We start from the raw sequence: 17947 nt of genomic DNA, 5'->3' as shown, positions 1-17947 counted from the left end.
ATATCGGTGACTATCTGATGGGTTACTACAATTACCACAGGCCTCACAGCTACAACGGCGGGATCGCCCCTGCGGTGGCCGAAGAAAAACCTAAATCACTGTCCGGTATTAGTTGACCACTACACAAGGTCGAAATACAAGGGCAGCAAAACGGCGCTGACTCCCCCTCAATGACTTCCAAGACTTGGCTTAGTATGGCGCCTGACTGCAGAAGACCGACCTGACTCAACCCACTTTCCAAATAATTTCAAACATATATCACCTCCATGAAGCCAGGAAGGAATGGCCTTCCTGGCCCCATCTCATGGAGGTTCCATGATCATTCAATGTCCGTCCTGCCGCTCTATCCGGGTCGTCGCCCTAGGAAATGGCCGCAAGGTCGGCGGTTCTGTAGGCACAGTTGCTGGTGCCGCGAGTGGCATCGCCATGGCCACCAGTGGCGCTCGCGTGGGCGCCACCGTCGGCCTGGCGTTTGGTCCTGCCGGGTCTGCGATTGGCGGCATCGCCGGTGCCGTACTTGGCGGCCTGGCTGGAGGCGTCGCTGGCGGTGAGGCCGGTGCTGCGCTGGGCGCCAAGCTCGACGAGACCTATCTCGACAACCTGGAATGCCTGGATTGCGGGCATAGCTTCCGTCTCAATACCGAGTAAGCCCCATCCCTTCCCCCTTGATCCCGAAGCCCGCCATGTGCGGGCTTTTTTATGCCGTTTTGGAGTTTCTATGGATATCCCCACTTTCGTAAAGAACGAGCAGGGCCTGTACCACGTACAGGGCTGCGTTAAACCCGAGGAGATTATCAGTACCGCTGCCACCATCCTGCTGGATGAACTGACCGGTCGGGAGGCACTCACCTCTCCCACCGATGTCGCCCAGTTCCTGCAGATGGCCCTGGCCCAGGAGAAGAACGAGGTCTTCGCGGCCATTTTCCTCAACAACAAGCACAAGGTGCTCAGTTTCGAACCCTTGTTCAACGGCACCATTGATGGCGCAGCGGTGTATCCCCGTGTGGTGGTACAGCAGGCTCTGGCCTGCAATGCCGCTGCCGTGATCTTCGCCCATAACCATCCCTCCGGGTGCTGTGAGCCCTCCCAGGCTGATCGCACCATTACTACCCGGCTGAAGGACGCTCTGGCCCTGATCGATGTGCGGGTCCTGGATCACTTCGTCGTGTCCCGCTCCGAGTGGGTCAGCTTGGCCCAGCGTGGCTGGCTCTGAGCCTTCGCTCTTCTGCTTTTGCTCTACGCATGCCCCCCCCCTCTTCTCACTCGTTAATCCGCCCGCTTCGGGCTCATCGTTATTCCTGGAGATTTACCATGGCACATCTTGTCGAAAGCATGGCCTATGCAGGCCGTACACCCTGGCACGGGCTGGGTAACCAGCTCGCTGCCCAACAACCCCTCAATGTCTGGATGCAGGAAGCCGGCATGGACTGGGAGATACGTGAAACCCCTGTCCGCTTCATTAGCAGTGAGGCCGGTGCGCTCGGCCAGATCTCATCCTTCCCGGATCAGAAGGTGCTGTTCCGCTCAGACAATCAGGCACCTCTGTCCGTAGTGAGTAACCGCTTCAAGGTGGTGCAGCCCCGGCAGATCCTGGAGTTTTACCGGGATCTCACCGAGCGCTCTGGCTTTGAACTGGAAACCGCTGGCGTCCTTAAAGGGGGCCGCAAGTTGTGGGCCCTTGCCCGCACGGGGCAAACGGGTTCCTTGGCAGGCAATGACCAGACCAACGGCTATGTGCTGCTGGCCACCGCCTGTGACGGCACTCTGGCTACCACTGCCCAGTTCACCAGCATCCGGGTGGTGTGCAATAACACCCTGGCGGTTGCTCTCAATGGCGCCGGCCAGGCGGTGAAGGTCCGCCACAACACCACGTTCGATGCTCAGGCCGTCAAGAAGCAGCTGGGGATCTCCGTCTCCGCCTGGGATGACTTCATGTACCGGCTGAAGGCCCTGAGCGAGCGGCGCATCACCCGCAAGACCGCCGAGAAGGTCATGCGCTCGGTCTTCACCGATGTGAACTACTCATCGGGTGACATGCTGGTGAAACCCAACGAGCACGCCATGAAAAAGGCCATGACCCTGTATGACGGGTCCGGTCGCGGTGCGGAGCTGCCGTCTGCCAAGAACACGGCCTACGGCCTGCTGAATGCCGTAACCGAGTTCGTGGACCACGAACGTCGCGCCCGCAGTACCGACAATCGACTGGATTCCGCCTGGTTCGGCAAGGGTGCCCAGATCAAGCAGCGGGCCCTGAGCCAGACCCTGGAACTGGTGGCCTGACTGATTCCCGACTCACTCTTTTCCCTCGACTAAAGCCCGACCCGCTCTGTGCCGGTCGGGCTTTTTATTGTTTGGAGCCTGACCATGACAGAACCTAATCACGATAACCGTGTGGGCCCGGAAGCCAGACTCTCTGCGCCCCCCCTCTCCCCGCATCTGGCCGCCATCTGGGGCGCCTTTCTCCATGAGGGGATGATGCTGAACAAGGAGCGCGGTACCCGGCTTCTGGAGATCTGGGGTAATGGCTGTATCGAACTGATCAGCACCCTGTGTGACTTCATCCCCGATATCTGGAAACAGGTGCAACCCTACTGGTACGGCCCGCAAGGGTTTCCTGGGGTGTTCGAGTACGAGGTGGTGTCCATCCTGGGCGAACAGCTGGGCACCTATCTGCTCGACAATGACGGCAATCTGCCATCCAACGCCGACATCCAACAGATGATCACCGATCTGGTAGTCACCTTCTTCAGTCAAGGCGGCAGTCATGAGATCCCCTCGGATCAGACGCCCCAGACCCATCGGCTGATCAATCTCCATGATCGCTTTACCGAGCGGCTGACCCAACTGGAAGGAGGTCACTCATGAGCACTCCCCGCGCTATCAAACCCTCATCCCGTCCGGCCCTGCGTCTGGTGTCCACCAAGGGCATGAACCGGGAGCAGTGGCTCAAGGTCCGCAAGCAAGGTATCGGGGCCAGCGATGCTGCAGCGGCGGTGGGGCTTAACCCGTATCAGTCGCCGCTTGAGCTGTGGATGATCAAAACGGGGCGGGACGGCTTGTTACCAGCCCCCAATCCGGACGACATCCATACCCCGCTGTACTGGGGCAATCTGCTTGAACCCAAAGTAGCGGAAGCCTATGCCAAGACCACCGGCAACAAGGTACGGCGGGTGAATGCTGTGCTCCAGCACCCGGATGCCGACAAGTCCTGGATGCTGGCCAATCTGGATTATTCCGTTGTGGGCAATCAAGAGGTGCAGATCCTGGAATGCAAAACCACTGGCCTTAATGGCGCCAGGCTCTGGGCCGATGGCGTACCGGAATACATCCAGTGCCAAGTTCAGCATCAACTGGCCGTCACCGGCAAGCTAGCGGCGGACGTGGCAGTGCTGATCTGTGGGCAGGAGTTGCAGGTACACCGCATTGAGCGGGATGAAGCCGTCATCAAGCAACTGATCGAGCTGGAGCGGGCCTTCTGGCATCAGGTGGAGACCGATACGCCACCCGATGCTGATGGCTCCGACTCCGCCGATCAGGCCCTGCGGGCACTCTATCCTCGTGACGATAGCGAAACCCTGGATCTCATTGACGACACCGCACTCAACGGCGATTTCAGTGAGATGCTGGATATCCGGGAACGCCTGGCCCGTCTGGCCGAACGGGAAGCCCGACTCAAGCAACGCATCCAACAACGCATGGGTGACGCCGCTCGGGCTTACTTCATGGATGGCCAGGTGAGCTGGAAGCGCAGCAAGGACAGTACAGTGCTCAACACCGACGCCCTGCTCAAGGCTCGGCCCGCGCTACTGCAGCAATTCCCCAAGCATCGGCCCGGCAGTCGCCGGTTCCTGGTCAAGCCCAACGCCTGATCGTTCTCGCATCACCTCACTCAACACGCCACGCCTAACAGCATAAACGCCGGGCCCTGCCCGGCGGCTGTGCGTTTTTTATAACAGGAGACTCCCATGATCAAAGGACTCGCGATTACTCCCCCCGTGATTGGCCGTATCAGTATTGGCCGCATGGTGGAAAAGAACGGCAAGCGTCTGCCGGAGAAAGACGACCAATTCACCATCACTACCCAGATCCAGACCCGGGAGGGCTGGCTACCGCATCCGCTAGATGAGGCCCTGCGCCAGGAGGTACAAGGCAAGAAGCTACGCAGCATTCCCGTCACCCTGCCCTTTAATGATCCGGACTTGAACCTGCGGGCGGAGTACACCTTCTTTGAGCGCAAGAGTGGCCGCCCCCTGTGCAGTGGCGACGGGGAGACCTGCCGGCGCCGCACCGACCAGGGCCTGGAGCAGTTACCCTGCCCCTCACCCGACCTATGCGAATTCGGCGCCCACGATCTGTGCAAACCTTACGGGCGGCTGTATGTGCGGATCGGGGAAGAGGATGAACTGGGCTGCTTTGTGTTCCGCACCACCGGATACAACAGCATTCGCACCTTGGCAGCGAGGCTGCGCTACTTCCATGCCATCTCTGGTGGCAACCTGGCCACCCTTCCCCTGGAATTGAAACTGCGCGGGAAGAGCACCACCCAGAGTCACCGGGCGCCGATCTACTACGTGGATCTGACGCTGAGAGCCAATCAATCCATGAAAGAGGCCGTCACCCATGCCCGAGAAGAAGCCAAGGTGATGGAAAATCTGGGGATTAGCCAGGCAGAGCTCGACAAGGTCGCTCAGGCGGGCCTGCTGAATGCCCAGTTCGAGTATGCGGAGGAGGAGGGGTTACAAGTGGTTGAGGAGTTCTCGCACGAGGGATCAGCTCATGCCAGGGAATCCCGTTCTCAATCAACCACTGAGCTAAGTAATAAGCTGGCAGGTAAGCAGGCTGCAGATTAATCCAGTAACGCCTTCAGGCCTTCCTGGCGCCTGTGTGACAGTTTGCGGTAACGCTTTAGCAAATGCGCTTCAGCTTCACTGCGGACTTCCGCGCCGTAGGTACCTGCAGGGTCGGTGACGCCGCCCGCCTCATCTCCACATATCAAGTAGTCCAGAGAAACGCCCAGCACCTGTTTCAGGGCAGGGAAAAGACGAAAACCTGGAGCATCACGACCATTTTCCCATGCGGAAACCGTGGATTTGGTGACATCCAACTCAAAACCCAACTGTTCCTGAGTCAACCCCAATGCCAACCGGGCCGCTTTCAGGCGCTCGGGAAAGCTCATCACGCCCACTCCATCTAACTGATGAAGCAACGCTACGGCAGAGCCATACCTCTGTCGTATCACTACACTTGACCTTAATAGTATTGCATTGCAATACTTTCCGCGTCTTGGATCACATAACCCACCAGCAAGCACCTTCTTTAGGCAGGGCACACTGCTCATGCCTGCCCGGGGATCTCAGGAAGAACCAACTCAAACAAGGAGAAAGACAATGGAAGACTTTGACGCCAGCAATAGCGCTGTAGAGCAACAGGAGCTCAGCAGCATCCAAAAATCCGCTATTGGGTGGGGCATCGCAGCCCTGGTGCTGGCTATCATCATGGTGAGCTACAACAACTCAGCCATGGTGCTGGGGGCCGGTTTGATGGCCAAGATATTCGCAGCCGTCGTGGGAACCGTAACCGGCACTATTGGCGCCTTGATTGGTGACGCTATTCGCCGTTTCGCCAAGCCCGACATGATGTTCACCAGTGGCGGTATGGGATCTCTGATCTGGATCAAGCTGTTCTGGATGATGGGACCGCAAACCGTAGGACTTGTCATTGGCGTAGCCCTGGGCATCAGCCTGGTACTGATGTAAGGAAGCGCTATGAATCAACCCATCAGCATTGCCCTATTAGTCTTCTCCCTGCTTTCTTCCGGGTGCTCGGACGACCCCATGAACAAGGTCAAAGGAGAGTTCCTCGCAGGATGCACGCAAAGCGCCCCTACAGAAATGTGCCGCTGCGCCTTCAATAAGCTGGCTCAGCAGTACTCCATCGAGGAGCTGCAAGGTTTCAGCCAGGGCCGGGGGAATGTCAGACGTTTCTACACCAGTGTCGCTAAAGCTGGCGTGGAATGCCGATGACCCCCTCTTCCTAGCCCGCGACCTACTGCCAGACAGGGTCTTCCCTACCCAATTAACACCCAAAGGTATTCACATGAAACATTCACTCATCAAAACCATCATCATGTCCATGGCTATTTGCTCACTGGCGGGCTGCGGTGAGACATATGACGCAGACAACCCCACCGAGAGCGTTAATGCTCTTAAAGCTGAACTTGAAAACCAAGCAGCGGTAGCTGAGTTCGACGAGCTGTGGGGTATTTACCAGCGGGGCTACGTCAATGACCAGGCAGAAGCCACGGGTCCAGACTACTCTCGTTTCGACGGCATGAACGCTGAAGAGATGCACAAAGAGTTGAGGGAATACGTCGACTGGATCGATGTTAGTGGTATGTTTATCGCTCCTCCTGGTTACATTGAGTCTGTGGAGACTATGGGCGAAGATGCGGCATTAGCCCAAGCGCGAGCTGAAGCCCAAGGTCAACCGTCCGTCGATATCGAAGTCCGTGGTAATACGGTCTCCCTGTGTGTCAACCTGAATCCATACACCGGCTCAGTGAGTTAACCTCAATATCAGAGCCCGAGGTTCAGGAGCCCATAGCATGCCTAAACCGCCAACCGAGCTGCCCGATCATCAGGTCACGCCGAACCCCAAGCTGGAGAAGCGTACGCGACGTCAGTTCTCGACCGAGTACAAGCTGCGCATCCTGGCAGAAGCCGATGCCTGCCGGCATGGCGAACTCGGAGAGCTGTTGCGCCGCGAAAAGCTGTACAGCAGCCAGCTGACCACCTGGCGCAAGGAGCTTGCCGAGAACGGCGTGGAGAAGCTTCACAAGACCGCCCCGGGGCCGACCCCAAGCAAGACCTCGGAGCAGAAGCGTATCGACGCACTGGAGCGTGAGAACGCCCGCCTTCAGCAGAGGCTGTCGACCGCCGAAGACTGCCTATCGCTCCAAAAAAAAGCGTTATCGATGCTCGATCGCATGAACAATGGGAACGAACCATGATCACGGTGCTCGAAGAGCGCCCGGCGCACCTGCCATTGGCCGTGGCCTGTCGAACCTTGGGCATCAACCGCAGCACAGTGTATGCCTGGCGAAAACGCCGCCATGAGCCCTCTACCGGAGCCTCCACGTCGCGTCGGCACTGCCCGCAGCCCAGAGCGCTATCGGCTGAGGAACGAGCGCAAATGCTCGAGATTGCGCACAGTGAGGCCTACCGGGATCAGCCGGTCTATGAGATCTATCATGACCTGCTGCAGCAAGGGATCTATCTCGGCTCGCTCAGCACCTGGTATCGGCAGCTGCGTGAGGCCAAGGAGAGCGGTGACCGCCGCCCTCAGCGTGCGCCTCAGCACCATGCCATACCGCGGATCACGGCATGTGCCGCCAACGAGGCCTGGACGTGGGATGTGAGCAAATTGCCCACGCGGCGACGCGGCATCTACCTCAATCTCTACGTGGTGCTGGACCTGTACAGCCGCTTCATCGTGGCCTGGATGATCTCCCACAAGGAGAATGCCGCACTGGCTCAGCAGCTCTTCCAGGAGGCCGTGGATCGCTACGGAATCCCGCACGGAGCACTGACGCTTCACCAGGATCGAGGTTCACCGATGATTGCGCGCAGCTATCTGGATCTCATGGGAGAGCTGGGAGTGACGTGCAGCCATAGTCGGCCTCGGGTCAGCAATGATAATCCCTTCAGCGAAAGCCAGTTCAAGACCAGCAAGTACCAGCCCGACTATCCCGGGCGCTTCGAGAGCATCGTCCATGCCCGGCAGTGGTACAGCGCTTACGTTGACTGGTACAACCTGGAGCACCATCACAGCGGACTTGCTGGCTTCACGCCAGAGCAGGTCTTCACCGGTCGATATCGCGACATTGCGAAGGTCCGCCAGCGGGCGCTCGATGACAGCTTCGAGGCGCACCCCGAGCGGTTCCTACGCGGACGCCCCCAGGTGGCGATGCCGCCGGAGAGTGTCTCGATCAATCCGGTACAGCCCGATGACGACGACCCGGCCCCCTACAGCGTGGTGAACTTCCCGACGTTATCAGCGGCAGGCAACACCGCGACGAAATCGACATTAATTTTTAACGATCTGTCCGAATCAGGTTGACAGGTTCCGAGCGTCAACAGGAACCAGTCATCTTCGCCATTCCGGGCCATGGCAAGGAGGCCATCAAGGCCTTCAGCACGTTCCTGGCGACGCATGGTGGCGCGCCCGATAACGTGGCCGAGGTGGTCTGCGACATGTCAAAACCGTTCCTCAGCGGCGTGGCTGACAGCCTGCCCCGGGCCGAGGTGACGGTCGACTGGTTCCACATCGTGCAGACCTTCACCAGGGCGTTGGACGAGGTCCGCAAGAAGGAGCGACGTGAGAAGGCGCACCCAAAGTCCCTTCGATGGGCGATCCTGAAGAATCTGGATAATGGCAATATGACAGCCCAACAGGTCTCAGCCCTTCAGGAGTTGATCGCCGATCAAGGGGCCACGGGGGATGCCTGGGTAATCAAGGAAAAGCTGCGCTGGATCCAGAAAGCCCCCACGCCACGCGCCGCTCGGTGGCGTATTACGAACTACCTCAAGGTCATGCGAAGGGCCGTCACCGGCCAGGTACTGCTTAAGCCGATGGCGAAGGCCCTTGCGACGCTTGAGCGGCATACCGAACAGGTGGTAAGACGCTGGGTATCCGGTCTGACCAACGCCCGCCTGGAAGGCATGAATGGCTTGTTCCAGGCAGCTCGATCACGTGCCCGTGGTTACCGAAATGAGGCCAACTTCATCGCGATGATCTACCTGATCGGCAGTCCTGTGGGACGCTTGCTCGATCAGGCCAAATCCACATGAAACGTCGAAGAGCCCCTATGTGCTCTGACAGGGATGAACGGCACGATTCTTGTCCGCTTTCGACATCTCCCATGACAGCCAGAACCCGGCACCGAGCAGCATCGCACCGCCATAAAGCATCCCTTCTCCTGGCACTTCGGCAAAGATCAGATAGCCCAGTGTCGAGGCCACAATGGGCGAAACGATGATATCGGTGAGTGCATAGACATTGGCGTTGATTGTCTTCAACACAATGGAGATACCGAAGTAAGCGAAGCCCGTGGAGATCACACCCAGGCCCAGGGCCCAGAGCATGACGGGCAGACTCATGCCGAGTGCCGGGTAGGGGATCAGGGTTGCGACGGCCCCGGGACCGGCGAGCAGAAGCGCGGGCGAGAGCACCAGCGCGGCGACCAGCAGCGACCAGGCAATATCGTTACCCGTCTCGGTCTTACCCTCATGGCGCATATAGGTCACCATCGCGGCATAGATCGCACCGGTCGCCAGTGCCACGAAATTACCCAGCATATTGCCACCGCCAAGTGGGTTGGCAATGGCAATGCCGATCAGGGCGATAGCGAAGATAAGGAGATAACTCTTGCGCGCCTTCTCGCCCAAGAACAGCGCCGAGAAAATGAATACGAAAAACGGCGCGATGCTCCAGAAGATCACCGCATTGGCAATCGGCACCAATGTCATGGCGAAGTTGAAGGCGCCGCCCTGAGCCGCGATCAATACGCCAATGAGGGCCGTGTCGCGCACATTGCCTTTGGGGAATCGCGGCCATTCGCCGCTCGCCAGAGCGCGCGCGATGAACAGAAAGACGGCCGCGAAGGCCATCGCATAGAACGTCAGCGTCTGAACGGCAATCAGCCCGTCGGTGAGCTTGACGAACACGCCGATGGTCGCCTCGGAAATCGTAATCAACGCCAGCAGGAGCAAGGTCTTCATATTCAGCCCTCGCCGGCCGTACGCGTGATATCGATTGCCTCGGCGCCGGACTCGTCAAGGCAGGCGGTTTCCACCTGCAAGGTGGCGAAGAAGAAGCCGTATTTCTCTTTCAGCATGCCGTAGGCGGTCTTCAACACCGCCTGTGAATCGGCGCCGTCGGCGATCCGCAAATGGCCTGAGAACACGTAGCGTCCGCTGGTCAGCGCCCAGGCATGGACATGGTGCGCATCAGAGACACCATCGAGCGCCTCTAGTGCTTTGGTCACCTCGGCCAGACTGACCTCGGCGGGCGTTCCCTCCATCAGCAGATGAGCGGCGTCGCGCAGGATGCCCCAACTCGCCCAGAGCAGGACCACGCCGAAAACGATGCCGAGGATCGGGTCGATGAGCAAAAAACCGGTGAAGCGGATCACCAGAGCGGTCACGATGATCAGAATGCTACCCACGAAGGTCTGGATGATATGCCACAGCGCACCGCGCACGTTGAGGTCGGTGCGGCTCTGCTTCCAGATCAGGCCCAGCGAAATGAATTCGGTGAACAAGCCGCCGGCGGCGGCCCACAGCATTGGCCCCGTGGGCAAGTCGATGGGATCGGTGAGCCGCATTGTGCCCATCGCTATCACGACGAGCGCCATGCCGAGCAGGAAACCGCCATTGACCAGCGCCCCGACGATCTCGGCACGGTACCAGCCAAAGCTGCGCGCCTCGTCCGCGGGACGGCGCGCGAGCCGGGCGGCGGTGATGGCCACCAATACGCCACCCACCGCCGAGAAAGTATGAAAGGCATCCGAGATCACCGCGATAGAGCCGGTCCAGAGGCCAATACCCATCTCGATGAAGAAGTAGATGCCTGTCAGCCAAGCCGATATGGCCATGCCTGGCCCACTGGTGGGCATATGTCCTGCGTGGCCGTGACTGCTGCTTTCAGGATCCATAGGATTTGGCCTTATCTTGAATCAGAATTGATAGTGCTTGCACCCGCTCGCGCTGTGCTTAACGCCATGCAAGGCATGCAGGATGGAACCCGTAAGATGGCTCATGCGCCCCTGTGTGTCAACCTGAATCCATACACCGGCTCAGTGAGTTAACCTCAATATCAGAGCCCGAGGTTCAGGAGCCCATAGCATGCCTAAACCGCCAACCGAGCTGCCCGATCATCAGGTCACGCCGAACCCCAAGCTGGAGAAGCGTACGCGACGTCAGTTCTCGACCGAGTACAAGCTGCGCATCCTGGCAGAAGCCGATGCCTGCCGGCATGGCGAACTCGGAGAGCTGTTGCGCCGCGAAAAGCTGTACAGCAGCCAGCTGACCACCTGGCGCAAGGAGCTTGCCGAGAACGGCGTGGAGAAGCTTCACAAGACCGCCCCGGGGCCGACCCCAAGCAAGACCTCGGAGCAGAAGCGTATCGACGCACTGGAGCGTGAGAACGCCCGCCTTCAGCAGAGGCTGTCGACCGCCGAAGACTGCCTATCGCTCCAAAAAAAAGCGTTATCGATGCTCGATCGCATGAACAATGGGAACGAACCATGATCACGGTGCTCGAAGAGCGCCCGGCGCACCTGCCATTGGCCGTGGCCTGTCGAACCTTGGGCATCAACCGCAGCACAGTGTATGCCTGGCGAAAACGCCGCCATGAGCCCTCTACCGGAGCCTCCACGTCGCGTCGGCACTGCCCGCAGCCCAGAGCGCTATCGGCTGAGGAACGAGCGCAAATGCTCGAGATTGCGCACAGTGAGGCCTACCGGGATCAGCCGGTCTATGAGATCTATCATGACCTGCTGCAGCAAGGGATCTATCTCGGCTCGCTCAGCACCTGGTATCGGCAGCTGCGTGAGGCCAAGGAGAGCGGTGACCGCCGCCCTCAGCGTGCGCCTCAGCACCATGCCATACCGCGGATCACGGCATGTGCCGCCAACGAGGCCTGGACGTGGGATGTGAGCAAATTGCCCACGCGGCGACGCGGCATCTACCTCAATCTCTACGTGGTGCTGGACCTGTACAGCCGCTTCATCGTGGCCTGGATGATCTCCCACAAGGAGAATGCCGCACTGGCTCAGCAGCTCTTCCAGGAGGCCGTGGATCGCTACGGAATCCCGCACGGAGCACTGACGCTTCACCAGGATCGAGGTTCACCGATGATTGCGCGCAGCTATCTGGATCTCATGGGAGAGCTGGGAGTGACGTGCAGCCATAGTCGGCCTCGGGTCAGCAATGATAATCCCTTCAGCGAAAGCCAGTTCAAGACCAGCAAGTACCAGCCCGACTATCCCGGGCGCTTCGAGAGCATCGTCCATGCCCGGCAGTGGTACAGCGCTTACGTTGACTGGTACAACCTGGAGCACCATCACAGCGGACTTGCTGGCTTCACGCCAGAGCAGGTCTTCACCGGTCGATATCGCGACATTGCGAAGGTCCGCCAGCGGGCGCTCGATGACAGCTTCGAGGCGCACCCCGAGCGGTTCCTACGCGGACGCCCCCAGGTGGCGATGCCGCCGGAGAGTGTCTCGATCAATCCGGTACAGCCCGATGACGACGACCCGGCCCCCTACAGCGTGGTGAACTTCCCGACGTTATCAGCGGCAGGCAACACCGCGACGAAATCGACATTAATTTTTAACGATCTGTCCGAATCAGGTTGACAGGTTCCGGTCTATCTGACCGCCACTGAAGACACTGCAGATATCAATGATATCGTGATCAATAGGGGCAATTGCAGAATCCAATCAAACAAACTCGGTAAACGAATTTCACGGGATGAGTATGCCCGCAGGAAAGAAGCGGACCCATCTTACTTCGCGATACAGATAGGCCAAATGGGCCTGTACGCACCGGGAATCTATGAATATATCAAACCCTTTCCGGTAAAAATGAAGTTCGGCCAGAAATTCAAATGGTCCACATACCGTCGCTGCAACATCGTTGAAGTGACAGTAGCCGATGCAAATGGCCAATGGACCTGGGAGTTTCAGTAGCCTATCTCTCTTGAATAAAGTTGCTATCTACACAATATAGAGCCTGTGCATTCTATTGCTTAGATGCACAGGCCTTCTTTTTTTCTTACATGGCCCTCCGCCAGCGTCATCATCAGGAATGACCTCATCGTGGACAACGTCTATTTTCTCTCCTCTCTCAGTTTTTCATCCCGCTGGGCAATCTTCTCAATCACCCACTCCTCCACTTCATCCTGAACCCAGCCGGACGAACGGCCGCCCAGGCTCACTGGCTTCGGGAACGAGCCCTCTTGGGCGTATTTGTAGATGGAAGATCGACCCAGGCCAGTGGTTTCCATGACGTCTTTCAAACGAATGATTCTCATGAGATGTCTCCTTCTGCTCATGAGATGAGCCATGGCTGTAAAAAACGGCCAGATCGTCTCTGGCACTAATCGCCTCGGCTATACCGAATATTTCGTCCTCCTCTGCCGAATCTCTTGCTCTGAGCCTTCGCTAGGTAGCTCAGCCGATTAAACAGCCCAGCTTCAGTCGCTTCGAATCCCGGGCTACTACGTCTCAGCCAGTACACCCCTCCTGTAGGGAAATGCACCAAGCCAGTCGCTTCTCTCATGGTCATCCCCAATGCCCTGGCCCAAGCCATAACAATCTTTTTAGCCAGGCTATCTGCCCGCTCAGCCCGTGGATCTCCCAGCACATCCGGATCGAAGCCTCTCCCTGCAGGAAACTCACCTAGCCCACGATAGACCTCACCATTCAAGAACAAGCAGGCGTGATAGTGAACCTGCTTATCTCCTACCTTCTCCTCGACGCCTATGTAATCAATTCTACAAGCAGGCGCCCTACGGCCTTCACGTTTACGCCTGGACAGATCTGCATCCACCTGTTCTTTTAGAGACCGAATGAAGTGACCAAACCAGTCCCCAGATCGCACATACCCGTTTTCAGGTAGATACAGATCGATCCTCACCGCCATAGTACTTGCCTGCCTATGGCTAGCTTGCTCCATGGTCTGGTGGATACGCTCCAGATAGGGAATAAACAACGGCCCCCTCTGTAGCTGAACGTCATATCCGTTCCAGGGGCCTGAGTGATGGTAAGTAAGGTTGGTATTGTCTGGGTGACGACGTTTCATTGCTAACTCCTTGAATGTAATGAATCCATAGGAATTAGCTGTTGTGTATTTCTTAACCAGTCATGACTATATAGAACTTATCTATCAATCACTTACTGGCATTCTTCTCATACTAGTATTTAATATCAATAAGAGGGTAGAGAACCCTCTTAAAGGCCTTCCCATAATACTATTACCGACATCCTTCAGCCCCCCGCCCCTGTACTTACTGAGGCTCATGATCAATATGAACTCGCGGATTAGATCAACCGCGACAAGGTCTATGGTCACATTCGACGCAGTCCCATCCCCTCAAGAATCCGCTTATCGATATCGGCCTCTTGGCCAAAGACCTCCCAAGTTTGTTCTTTCGTCTTTACAATCAACTGGTCACACCCCAAATCGACCTTTCCCCGCACAGGAAAGATCCCCAAAGCCAGCCCACCAAACGGATTATTATCCTCGTCATTTAAGTACATTCTAAATTTCACCCCGTTGCATAGCAGGGACTCCAACCCTATGCTTTGTAACGACTCACGACATGCTTTCATTGCATCCGCAGCGATCCAAATCACCCAGCCAGCCAAAAAATCAGCAAATTCAGCTACCAATGGCGCACTACTTTCCTCCATTTTTTCGAGCCATACATCCGAGCCTAACCCTTGATGGATGAGCTCAATCAACTCCTGATCCTTGAGCTCCACCAGACCATCATTCGTTTCAGGCCAACGCCCAATGTGTCTCTCAAGAACAAAACACGCTTGTTCAGCCAAGAAACACTTGAGGTGCTGCCGGGCCCATGGAGAGGCACCATCTAGGAAGAACCGGTGACCACCCTCAGGCAGACCTATCAGAGCTTCTTGCTCAGCCAGCCTCAACGCTCTGTCCGCTATATCTTTCTCTGCCCCCCTTAGATATCTGACATTTATCCTCTGGAAGGAGGAATAGATCCGGTCCACCTGCGAGAACATCCCCCGGACGCTCGGATCAAGGACATAGATACTCCCCCGCTTCTTATCCCCAAAAGTCTCATGGCCCAAATTTAGCCAATAAACTCCTTCCCGCTTACCGAACAAATAATGACCAGCAAAGCCAGGTAGATAATTCCTAACTACCCCCATGGCAATCAACGACTCCAATGCATATCTGAACTGCGCTCTCTTCAGACCAGCCATCGCTCCGATTGCCTTTATTCCATGACCAGAGAGATACCCTGTATGATCAGAAAGCATCACCAACACCCCAAGGAGTACTAGCGAATTCACATTGAGGTCTTCGCTCCCTTCACTATTCTTGATCCTGACACGCTCGCTCCTGGCAGCGTTACAGAACATGCCTCGAACTACTCCGGCGTTTACGATCTTCGTCGTACCCTCTGCCTTGAGCCGATCCAGCTCATCAACACAAATTCGGAAGCTCTTCTTCCTCCTTCCTTTTTGTTTGACCTGACCCATTGAGTCAATTTTCACGACTCCTATTTCCTCCCAAACATCCCTCGACCGTGTAACAAACGCATCGCTCATTTTGATGCGTTCGGAGATCCTCTTTACGCTTTCATTAACAACAGCGTCCTTATATACTCCCAACACGGATATAAGGAAAAACTTGTCCACCGCCGACACCCGGTCATCTCTAATTTGCAGCACCCTGCAGATATCACTTCTTTCCAAAACAATAAATCCCCGTATTTTAGCCCTATAATTACGACGATTATATTCTTCCACGGATATTCCACCAAGTCCGGTGAGCAAAATTGCGGCACTTTATTAAACTAGTTTATAATTAGTTTTAACTAGTTTAATGGAACCTGCCCCGTGTCTGAACTGCTAATCTTCGGCTGTATCAATCCTTCTGACCAAAAGGAATGCCGCTGGGCACACCGCTACCTAGCAAAGAAAGGTCTTCTCAGCGGCAACCCAATGAGCACAACCGTGATAGAGCAATTGAGGCACCTTGATAGTCAGGCAAGAGTGACAGGAGAGCTTCGCCGACTATTTGAGTCAGCACTGAACAGGTACCGTTCTCGGGAAAAAGAGAAAAACCTTGGAAGAAAGAACTACAACTTTTTCATTAGCAAAAAAGCAGCCAGTCAATTGGCCAAACTACAGAATGAACTAGGGGCAGGGACAAATGTGGCTGAAGCCATCGAGTATCTTGTTGAGCAAGCACATCAAGATATCCGCTGGGCGAAAACCAAGACGCTTAAACAAGCTCAAATCACCAAGCAGACCATTTTTTCGCCAGGCAATAGCCACCACCTTCAAGACAAGCACATTAAGACGCTGGAGAGCGCCTTGCGCTTAAGAGACAACATCATCAACGAGCATATCGACCGGATAGCCGACCTGAAGGCGAGAATTGAGACCTGGGGCTTTGCAGAAGAACCCCCTGCCCCGAATCATTCGTTAAGAAAGTCGGAGCTCATTCAAGCTCTGACCAGAGAGACAGAAGAAGCCCTTACCCCCGCAACAACCTCCGAGACTTAAGCCCCACCAGGGCAGCAAGCCCACAGAAACATCCAGGCTAATCACCGCCAGACGACCAGAGAACAGCAAGGGGCCACCAACACAGCCTCCATCACCCTCAACCGAGCATCATCGCGGCAGACTCAGCTCTGAAATATGGTCAGCCCATCGCTGCAACCACACCCGGCACTCAGCCTCATAGCTGTGCAGGTCATAGGTCCCCTCAATACCCTTTCGTGAGTGCCCCAAGACAGCTTCAGCCACCTCGCTGGGGCACCTCATTCGGGCCAGGCCTGTCCTAACTGTGCGCCGCAGGTCGTGGGGGGACCAGTCAGGAATGGACGTTAGCCAGAGCTGAGCAGCCGTGTAACTCCGACCAGATTTGAGCTTTTCGGGGTTCTTCAGGTGCCATTTCGTCTCGGTTAGCGACTTTTGCTGGATTGGCTTCCTGGTGCGAGTTGACGGGAAAGGGTACTTATCCGTAGTCAGCTTCAACTGGCTCAGAAATTCGATGGCCTGTGTTGGCAACTGAACGTATCGCTCCGCTCCATTCTTTGAGTCACTCAAATGCCAAGTACCCGCCTCCAGGTCGATATCCTTCCACTCAGCGTTACACACCTCCCCTGTCCGGCAACCAGTCCAAAGAGTAAACCGCATGACATTCTTCTGAGTGGTGGAGTAGCCCGAGCCTGGCAACCAAGCCAGAACAGCCGCCAACTCTTTATCAGAGAGCACCCGCCGGCCCTTGTTGGGACTCATACGGATCCTGGCCGTCTTCAGACTAGCCTTAGCCAACCATGCAGGGTTCGGAAAGTCGTCTGGCAAGCGCTCAAGCCCAATGGCGTACTCATAGGCAGCGACGAACTCCCTGAGTACATTCCCCGCCTGAACGCGGGCCCCTCGATCCAAGATCTCCTTGATCAGGTCGACCACATCCTTGCGCTTCACCTCCGCCGCCGGCCTCTCCCCGAGCACCCGGACGACATCGTTGTACAAGGTTCTGCGGACCTCCCACTGCCCTTTTGGCTTTCTGGCACCAGGAACCCGCTTTTTCTCACCTGTTCTGGAATCAGTCACCGAACGGTCCTCGATCACCTCCGTCAGATACTGCTCAACCAGATCCGTCACCGTATAGGCAGCAACGGCTTCAGCCTCTGCCTGTGCAGCCTTGGCTTCTTTCTCCGCCTGGAGCTGACGGTCCCGTTCGGCTTTGGGGCAAATCCCTTTTGCCCTCAGCTCCTTCATTTTGGAAAGCTCAAGGCGAGCTTCGGCAAGCTTCACCCCAGGGAAGTTACCGATCTTGACCTGAACCAGCTTTCCCGTCTCCGGGCTTAGATAGCGATAAGTGAAGGTTTTCAGGCCCGACGAGCCGCAGCTGACCCGCAGTCCCGCGTTCTCAGCACCATCCGTTTTGACCTTGTCACCTGGCCGCATTGCCTCAATGGCACGGACCGATAGTTGCTTACTGCCTTGTTTGCTATGCTCCATCGCTTTGATCCACCAACACTAACGGTTTCAAGCAAATCCCCGCATCGCAGGCTCCGTCTGGCCTGCAAAGGATTTGGTGTAGGTTTTGAGCAGTATATCACCGGGGAATCGGCCCGGCACGAAAACCTACACTAAAATCTACACTTATTT

22 protein-coding genes are annotated in these 17947 nt (G+C 56.6%); 15 read left to right on the top strand and 7 right to left on the bottom strand.

Features of this window, described 5'->3' with window-relative positions:
• The first annotated feature begins 315 nt into the window (after positions 1–315).
• From ABNH10_RS05705 to ABNH10_RS05680, 6 genes are all read left to right on the top strand, one after another.
• Positions 316–648, top strand: coding sequence for a hypothetical protein (locus ABNH10_RS05705; RefSeq protein WP_082810825.1), 333 nt, complete (start codon positions 316–318; stop codon positions 646–648).
• 70 nt (positions 649–718) lie between these two features.
• On the top strand, positions 719–1213 hold the full coding sequence (radC, locus tag ABNH10_RS05700; RefSeq protein WP_008929384.1) for a RadC family protein: 495 nt from the start codon (positions 719–721) through the stop codon (positions 1211–1213).
• A 98-nt stretch (positions 1214–1311) separates the two neighbouring features.
• Positions 1312–2280 carry a DUF932 domain-containing protein gene (locus ABNH10_RS05695; RefSeq protein ID WP_008929383.1) on the top strand — a complete coding sequence of 323 codons (969 nt, stop codon included), beginning with the start codon at positions 1312–1314 and terminating at the stop codon, positions 2278–2280.
• 84 nt (positions 2281–2364) lie between these two features.
• Positions 2365–2865, top strand: a complete 501-nt coding sequence (locus tag ABNH10_RS05690) for a hypothetical protein (protein ID WP_231874209.1) — start codon at positions 2365–2367, stop codon at positions 2863–2865.
• Positions 2862–3869 carry a YqaJ viral recombinase family nuclease gene (locus tag ABNH10_RS05685; RefSeq protein WP_008929381.1) on the top strand — a complete coding sequence of 336 codons (1008 nt, stop codon included), beginning with the start codon at positions 2862–2864 and terminating at the stop codon, positions 3867–3869. Before ABNH10_RS05690 ends, ABNH10_RS05685 begins: the two co-directional genes overlap by 4 nt.
• A 96-nt stretch (positions 3870–3965) precedes the next feature.
• The gene (locus ABNH10_RS05680; RefSeq protein WP_008929380.1) at positions 3966–4850 is read left to right on the top strand and encodes a recombination directionality factor; all 885 of its coding nucleotides are present in this window, start codon (positions 3966–3968) and stop codon (positions 4848–4850) included.
• Here the strand turns inward: ABNH10_RS05680 and ABNH10_RS05675 are convergent.
• On the bottom strand, positions 4847–5176 hold the full coding sequence (locus ABNH10_RS05675) for a helix-turn-helix domain-containing protein (protein WP_008929379.1): 330 nt from the start codon (positions 5174–5176) through the stop codon (positions 4847–4849). The genes ABNH10_RS05680 and ABNH10_RS05675 overlap by 4 nt on opposite strands.
• Positions 5177–5387: 211 nt before the next feature.
• On the opposite strand from ABNH10_RS05675, the gene ABNH10_RS05670 reads away from it, so the two are divergent.
• The 6 genes from ABNH10_RS05670 (at position 5388) to ABNH10_RS05645 (ending at position 8849) form a co-directional block, all read left to right on the top strand.
• The gene (locus tag ABNH10_RS05670; protein ID WP_008929378.1) at positions 5388–5756 is read left to right on the top strand and encodes a hypothetical protein; all 369 of its coding nucleotides are present in this window, start codon (positions 5388–5390) and stop codon (positions 5754–5756) included.
• A gap of 9 nt (positions 5757–5765) precedes the next feature.
• Positions 5766–6023 (top strand): hypothetical protein, encoded by a 258-nt coding sequence (locus ABNH10_RS05665; RefSeq protein WP_008929377.1) that lies wholly within the window; start codon positions 5766–5768, stop codon positions 6021–6023.
• A gap of 73 nt (positions 6024–6096) precedes the next feature.
• Positions 6097–6567 (top strand): hypothetical protein, encoded by a 471-nt coding sequence (locus ABNH10_RS05660; RefSeq protein WP_349385038.1) that lies wholly within the window; start codon positions 6097–6099, stop codon positions 6565–6567.
• A 37-nt stretch (positions 6568–6604) separates the two neighbouring features.
• The gene (locus ABNH10_RS05655) at positions 6605–7009 is read left to right on the top strand and encodes a transposase (protein WP_349385034.1); all 405 of its coding nucleotides are present in this window, start codon (positions 6605–6607) and stop codon (positions 7007–7009) included.
• Positions 7006–8118, top strand: a complete 1113-nt coding sequence (locus ABNH10_RS05650) for an IS3 family transposase (protein ID WP_349385033.1) — start codon at positions 7006–7008, stop codon at positions 8116–8118. The genes ABNH10_RS05655 and ABNH10_RS05650 overlap by 4 nt, the downstream gene beginning before the upstream one ends.
• Positions 8115–8849 (top strand): transposase, encoded by a 735-nt coding sequence (locus tag ABNH10_RS05645; protein ID WP_349385037.1) that lies wholly within the window; start codon positions 8115–8117, stop codon positions 8847–8849. The genes ABNH10_RS05650 and ABNH10_RS05645 overlap by 4 nt, the downstream gene beginning before the upstream one ends.
• A gap of 15 nt (positions 8850–8864) precedes the next feature.
• Here ABNH10_RS05645 and ABNH10_RS05640 read toward each other — a convergent pair whose 3' ends face one another.
• Positions 8865–9779 (bottom strand): DMT family transporter, encoded by a 915-nt coding sequence (locus ABNH10_RS05640; RefSeq protein WP_349385036.1) that lies wholly within the window; start codon positions 9777–9779, stop codon positions 8865–8867.
• 2 nt (positions 9780–9781) lie between these two features.
• Positions 9782–10714, bottom strand: coding sequence for a cation diffusion facilitator family transporter (locus ABNH10_RS05635; protein ID WP_349385035.1), 933 nt, complete (start codon positions 10712–10714; stop codon positions 9782–9784).
• Between the two features lie 190 nt (positions 10715–10904).
• Here ABNH10_RS05635 and ABNH10_RS05630 point away from each other — a divergent pair, with 190 nt between their 5' ends.
• Together ABNH10_RS05630 and ABNH10_RS05625 are read left to right on the top strand one after the other, a co-directional pair.
• Positions 10905–11309 (top strand): transposase, encoded by a 405-nt coding sequence (locus ABNH10_RS05630; protein ID WP_349385034.1) that lies wholly within the window; start codon positions 10905–10907, stop codon positions 11307–11309.
• Positions 11306–12418 carry an IS3 family transposase gene (locus ABNH10_RS05625; RefSeq protein WP_349385033.1) on the top strand — a complete coding sequence of 371 codons (1113 nt, stop codon included), beginning with the start codon at positions 11306–11308 and terminating at the stop codon, positions 12416–12418. The genes ABNH10_RS05630 and ABNH10_RS05625 overlap by 4 nt, the downstream gene beginning before the upstream one ends.
• A 473-nt stretch (positions 12419–12891) precedes the next feature.
• Here ABNH10_RS05625 and ABNH10_RS05620 read toward each other — a convergent pair whose 3' ends face one another.
• The 3 genes from ABNH10_RS05620 to ABNH10_RS05610 all read right to left on the bottom strand — a co-directional run bounded on the left by ABNH10_RS05620 (position 12892) and on the right by ABNH10_RS05610 (position 15568).
• A complete protein-coding gene (locus ABNH10_RS05620) occupies positions 12892–13095 on the bottom strand; it encodes a helix-turn-helix transcriptional regulator (protein ID WP_349385032.1) in 204 nt (67 codons plus the stop codon).
• 65 nt (positions 13096–13160) lie between these two features.
• Positions 13161–13865 carry an inovirus Gp2 family protein gene (locus tag ABNH10_RS05615; RefSeq protein WP_349385031.1) on the bottom strand — a complete coding sequence of 235 codons (705 nt, stop codon included), beginning with the start codon at positions 13863–13865 and terminating at the stop codon, positions 13161–13163.
• 266 nt (positions 13866–14131) lie between these two features.
• Positions 14132–15568, bottom strand: a complete 1437-nt coding sequence (locus tag ABNH10_RS05610; protein WP_349385030.1) for a hypothetical protein — start codon at positions 15566–15568, stop codon at positions 14132–14134.
• A 90-nt stretch (positions 15569–15658) separates the two neighbouring features.
• Between ABNH10_RS05610 and ABNH10_RS05605 the strand changes: the two genes are divergently transcribed.
• Positions 15659–16330: a hypothetical protein gene (locus ABNH10_RS05605; protein ID WP_349385029.1), complete on the top strand. Its 672-nt coding sequence runs from the start codon at positions 15659–15661 to the stop codon at positions 16328–16330.
• A gap of 108 nt (positions 16331–16438) precedes the next feature.
• Here ABNH10_RS05605 and ABNH10_RS05600 read toward each other — a convergent pair whose 3' ends face one another.
• The gene (locus ABNH10_RS05600) at positions 16439–17797 is read right to left on the bottom strand and encodes a tyrosine-type recombinase/integrase (RefSeq protein WP_103918150.1); all 1359 of its coding nucleotides are present in this window, start codon (positions 17795–17797) and stop codon (positions 16439–16441) included.
• Positions 17798–17947 lie beyond the last annotated feature (150 nt).

Source organism: Alcanivorax sp., from assembly GCF_040119285.1.
GTDB lineage: Bacteria > Pseudomonadota > Gammaproteobacteria > Pseudomonadales > Alcanivoracaceae > Alcanivorax.
Note: the sequence above shows the minus strand (reverse complement) of the source record. Positions and strands in the feature narration are given on the sequence as shown.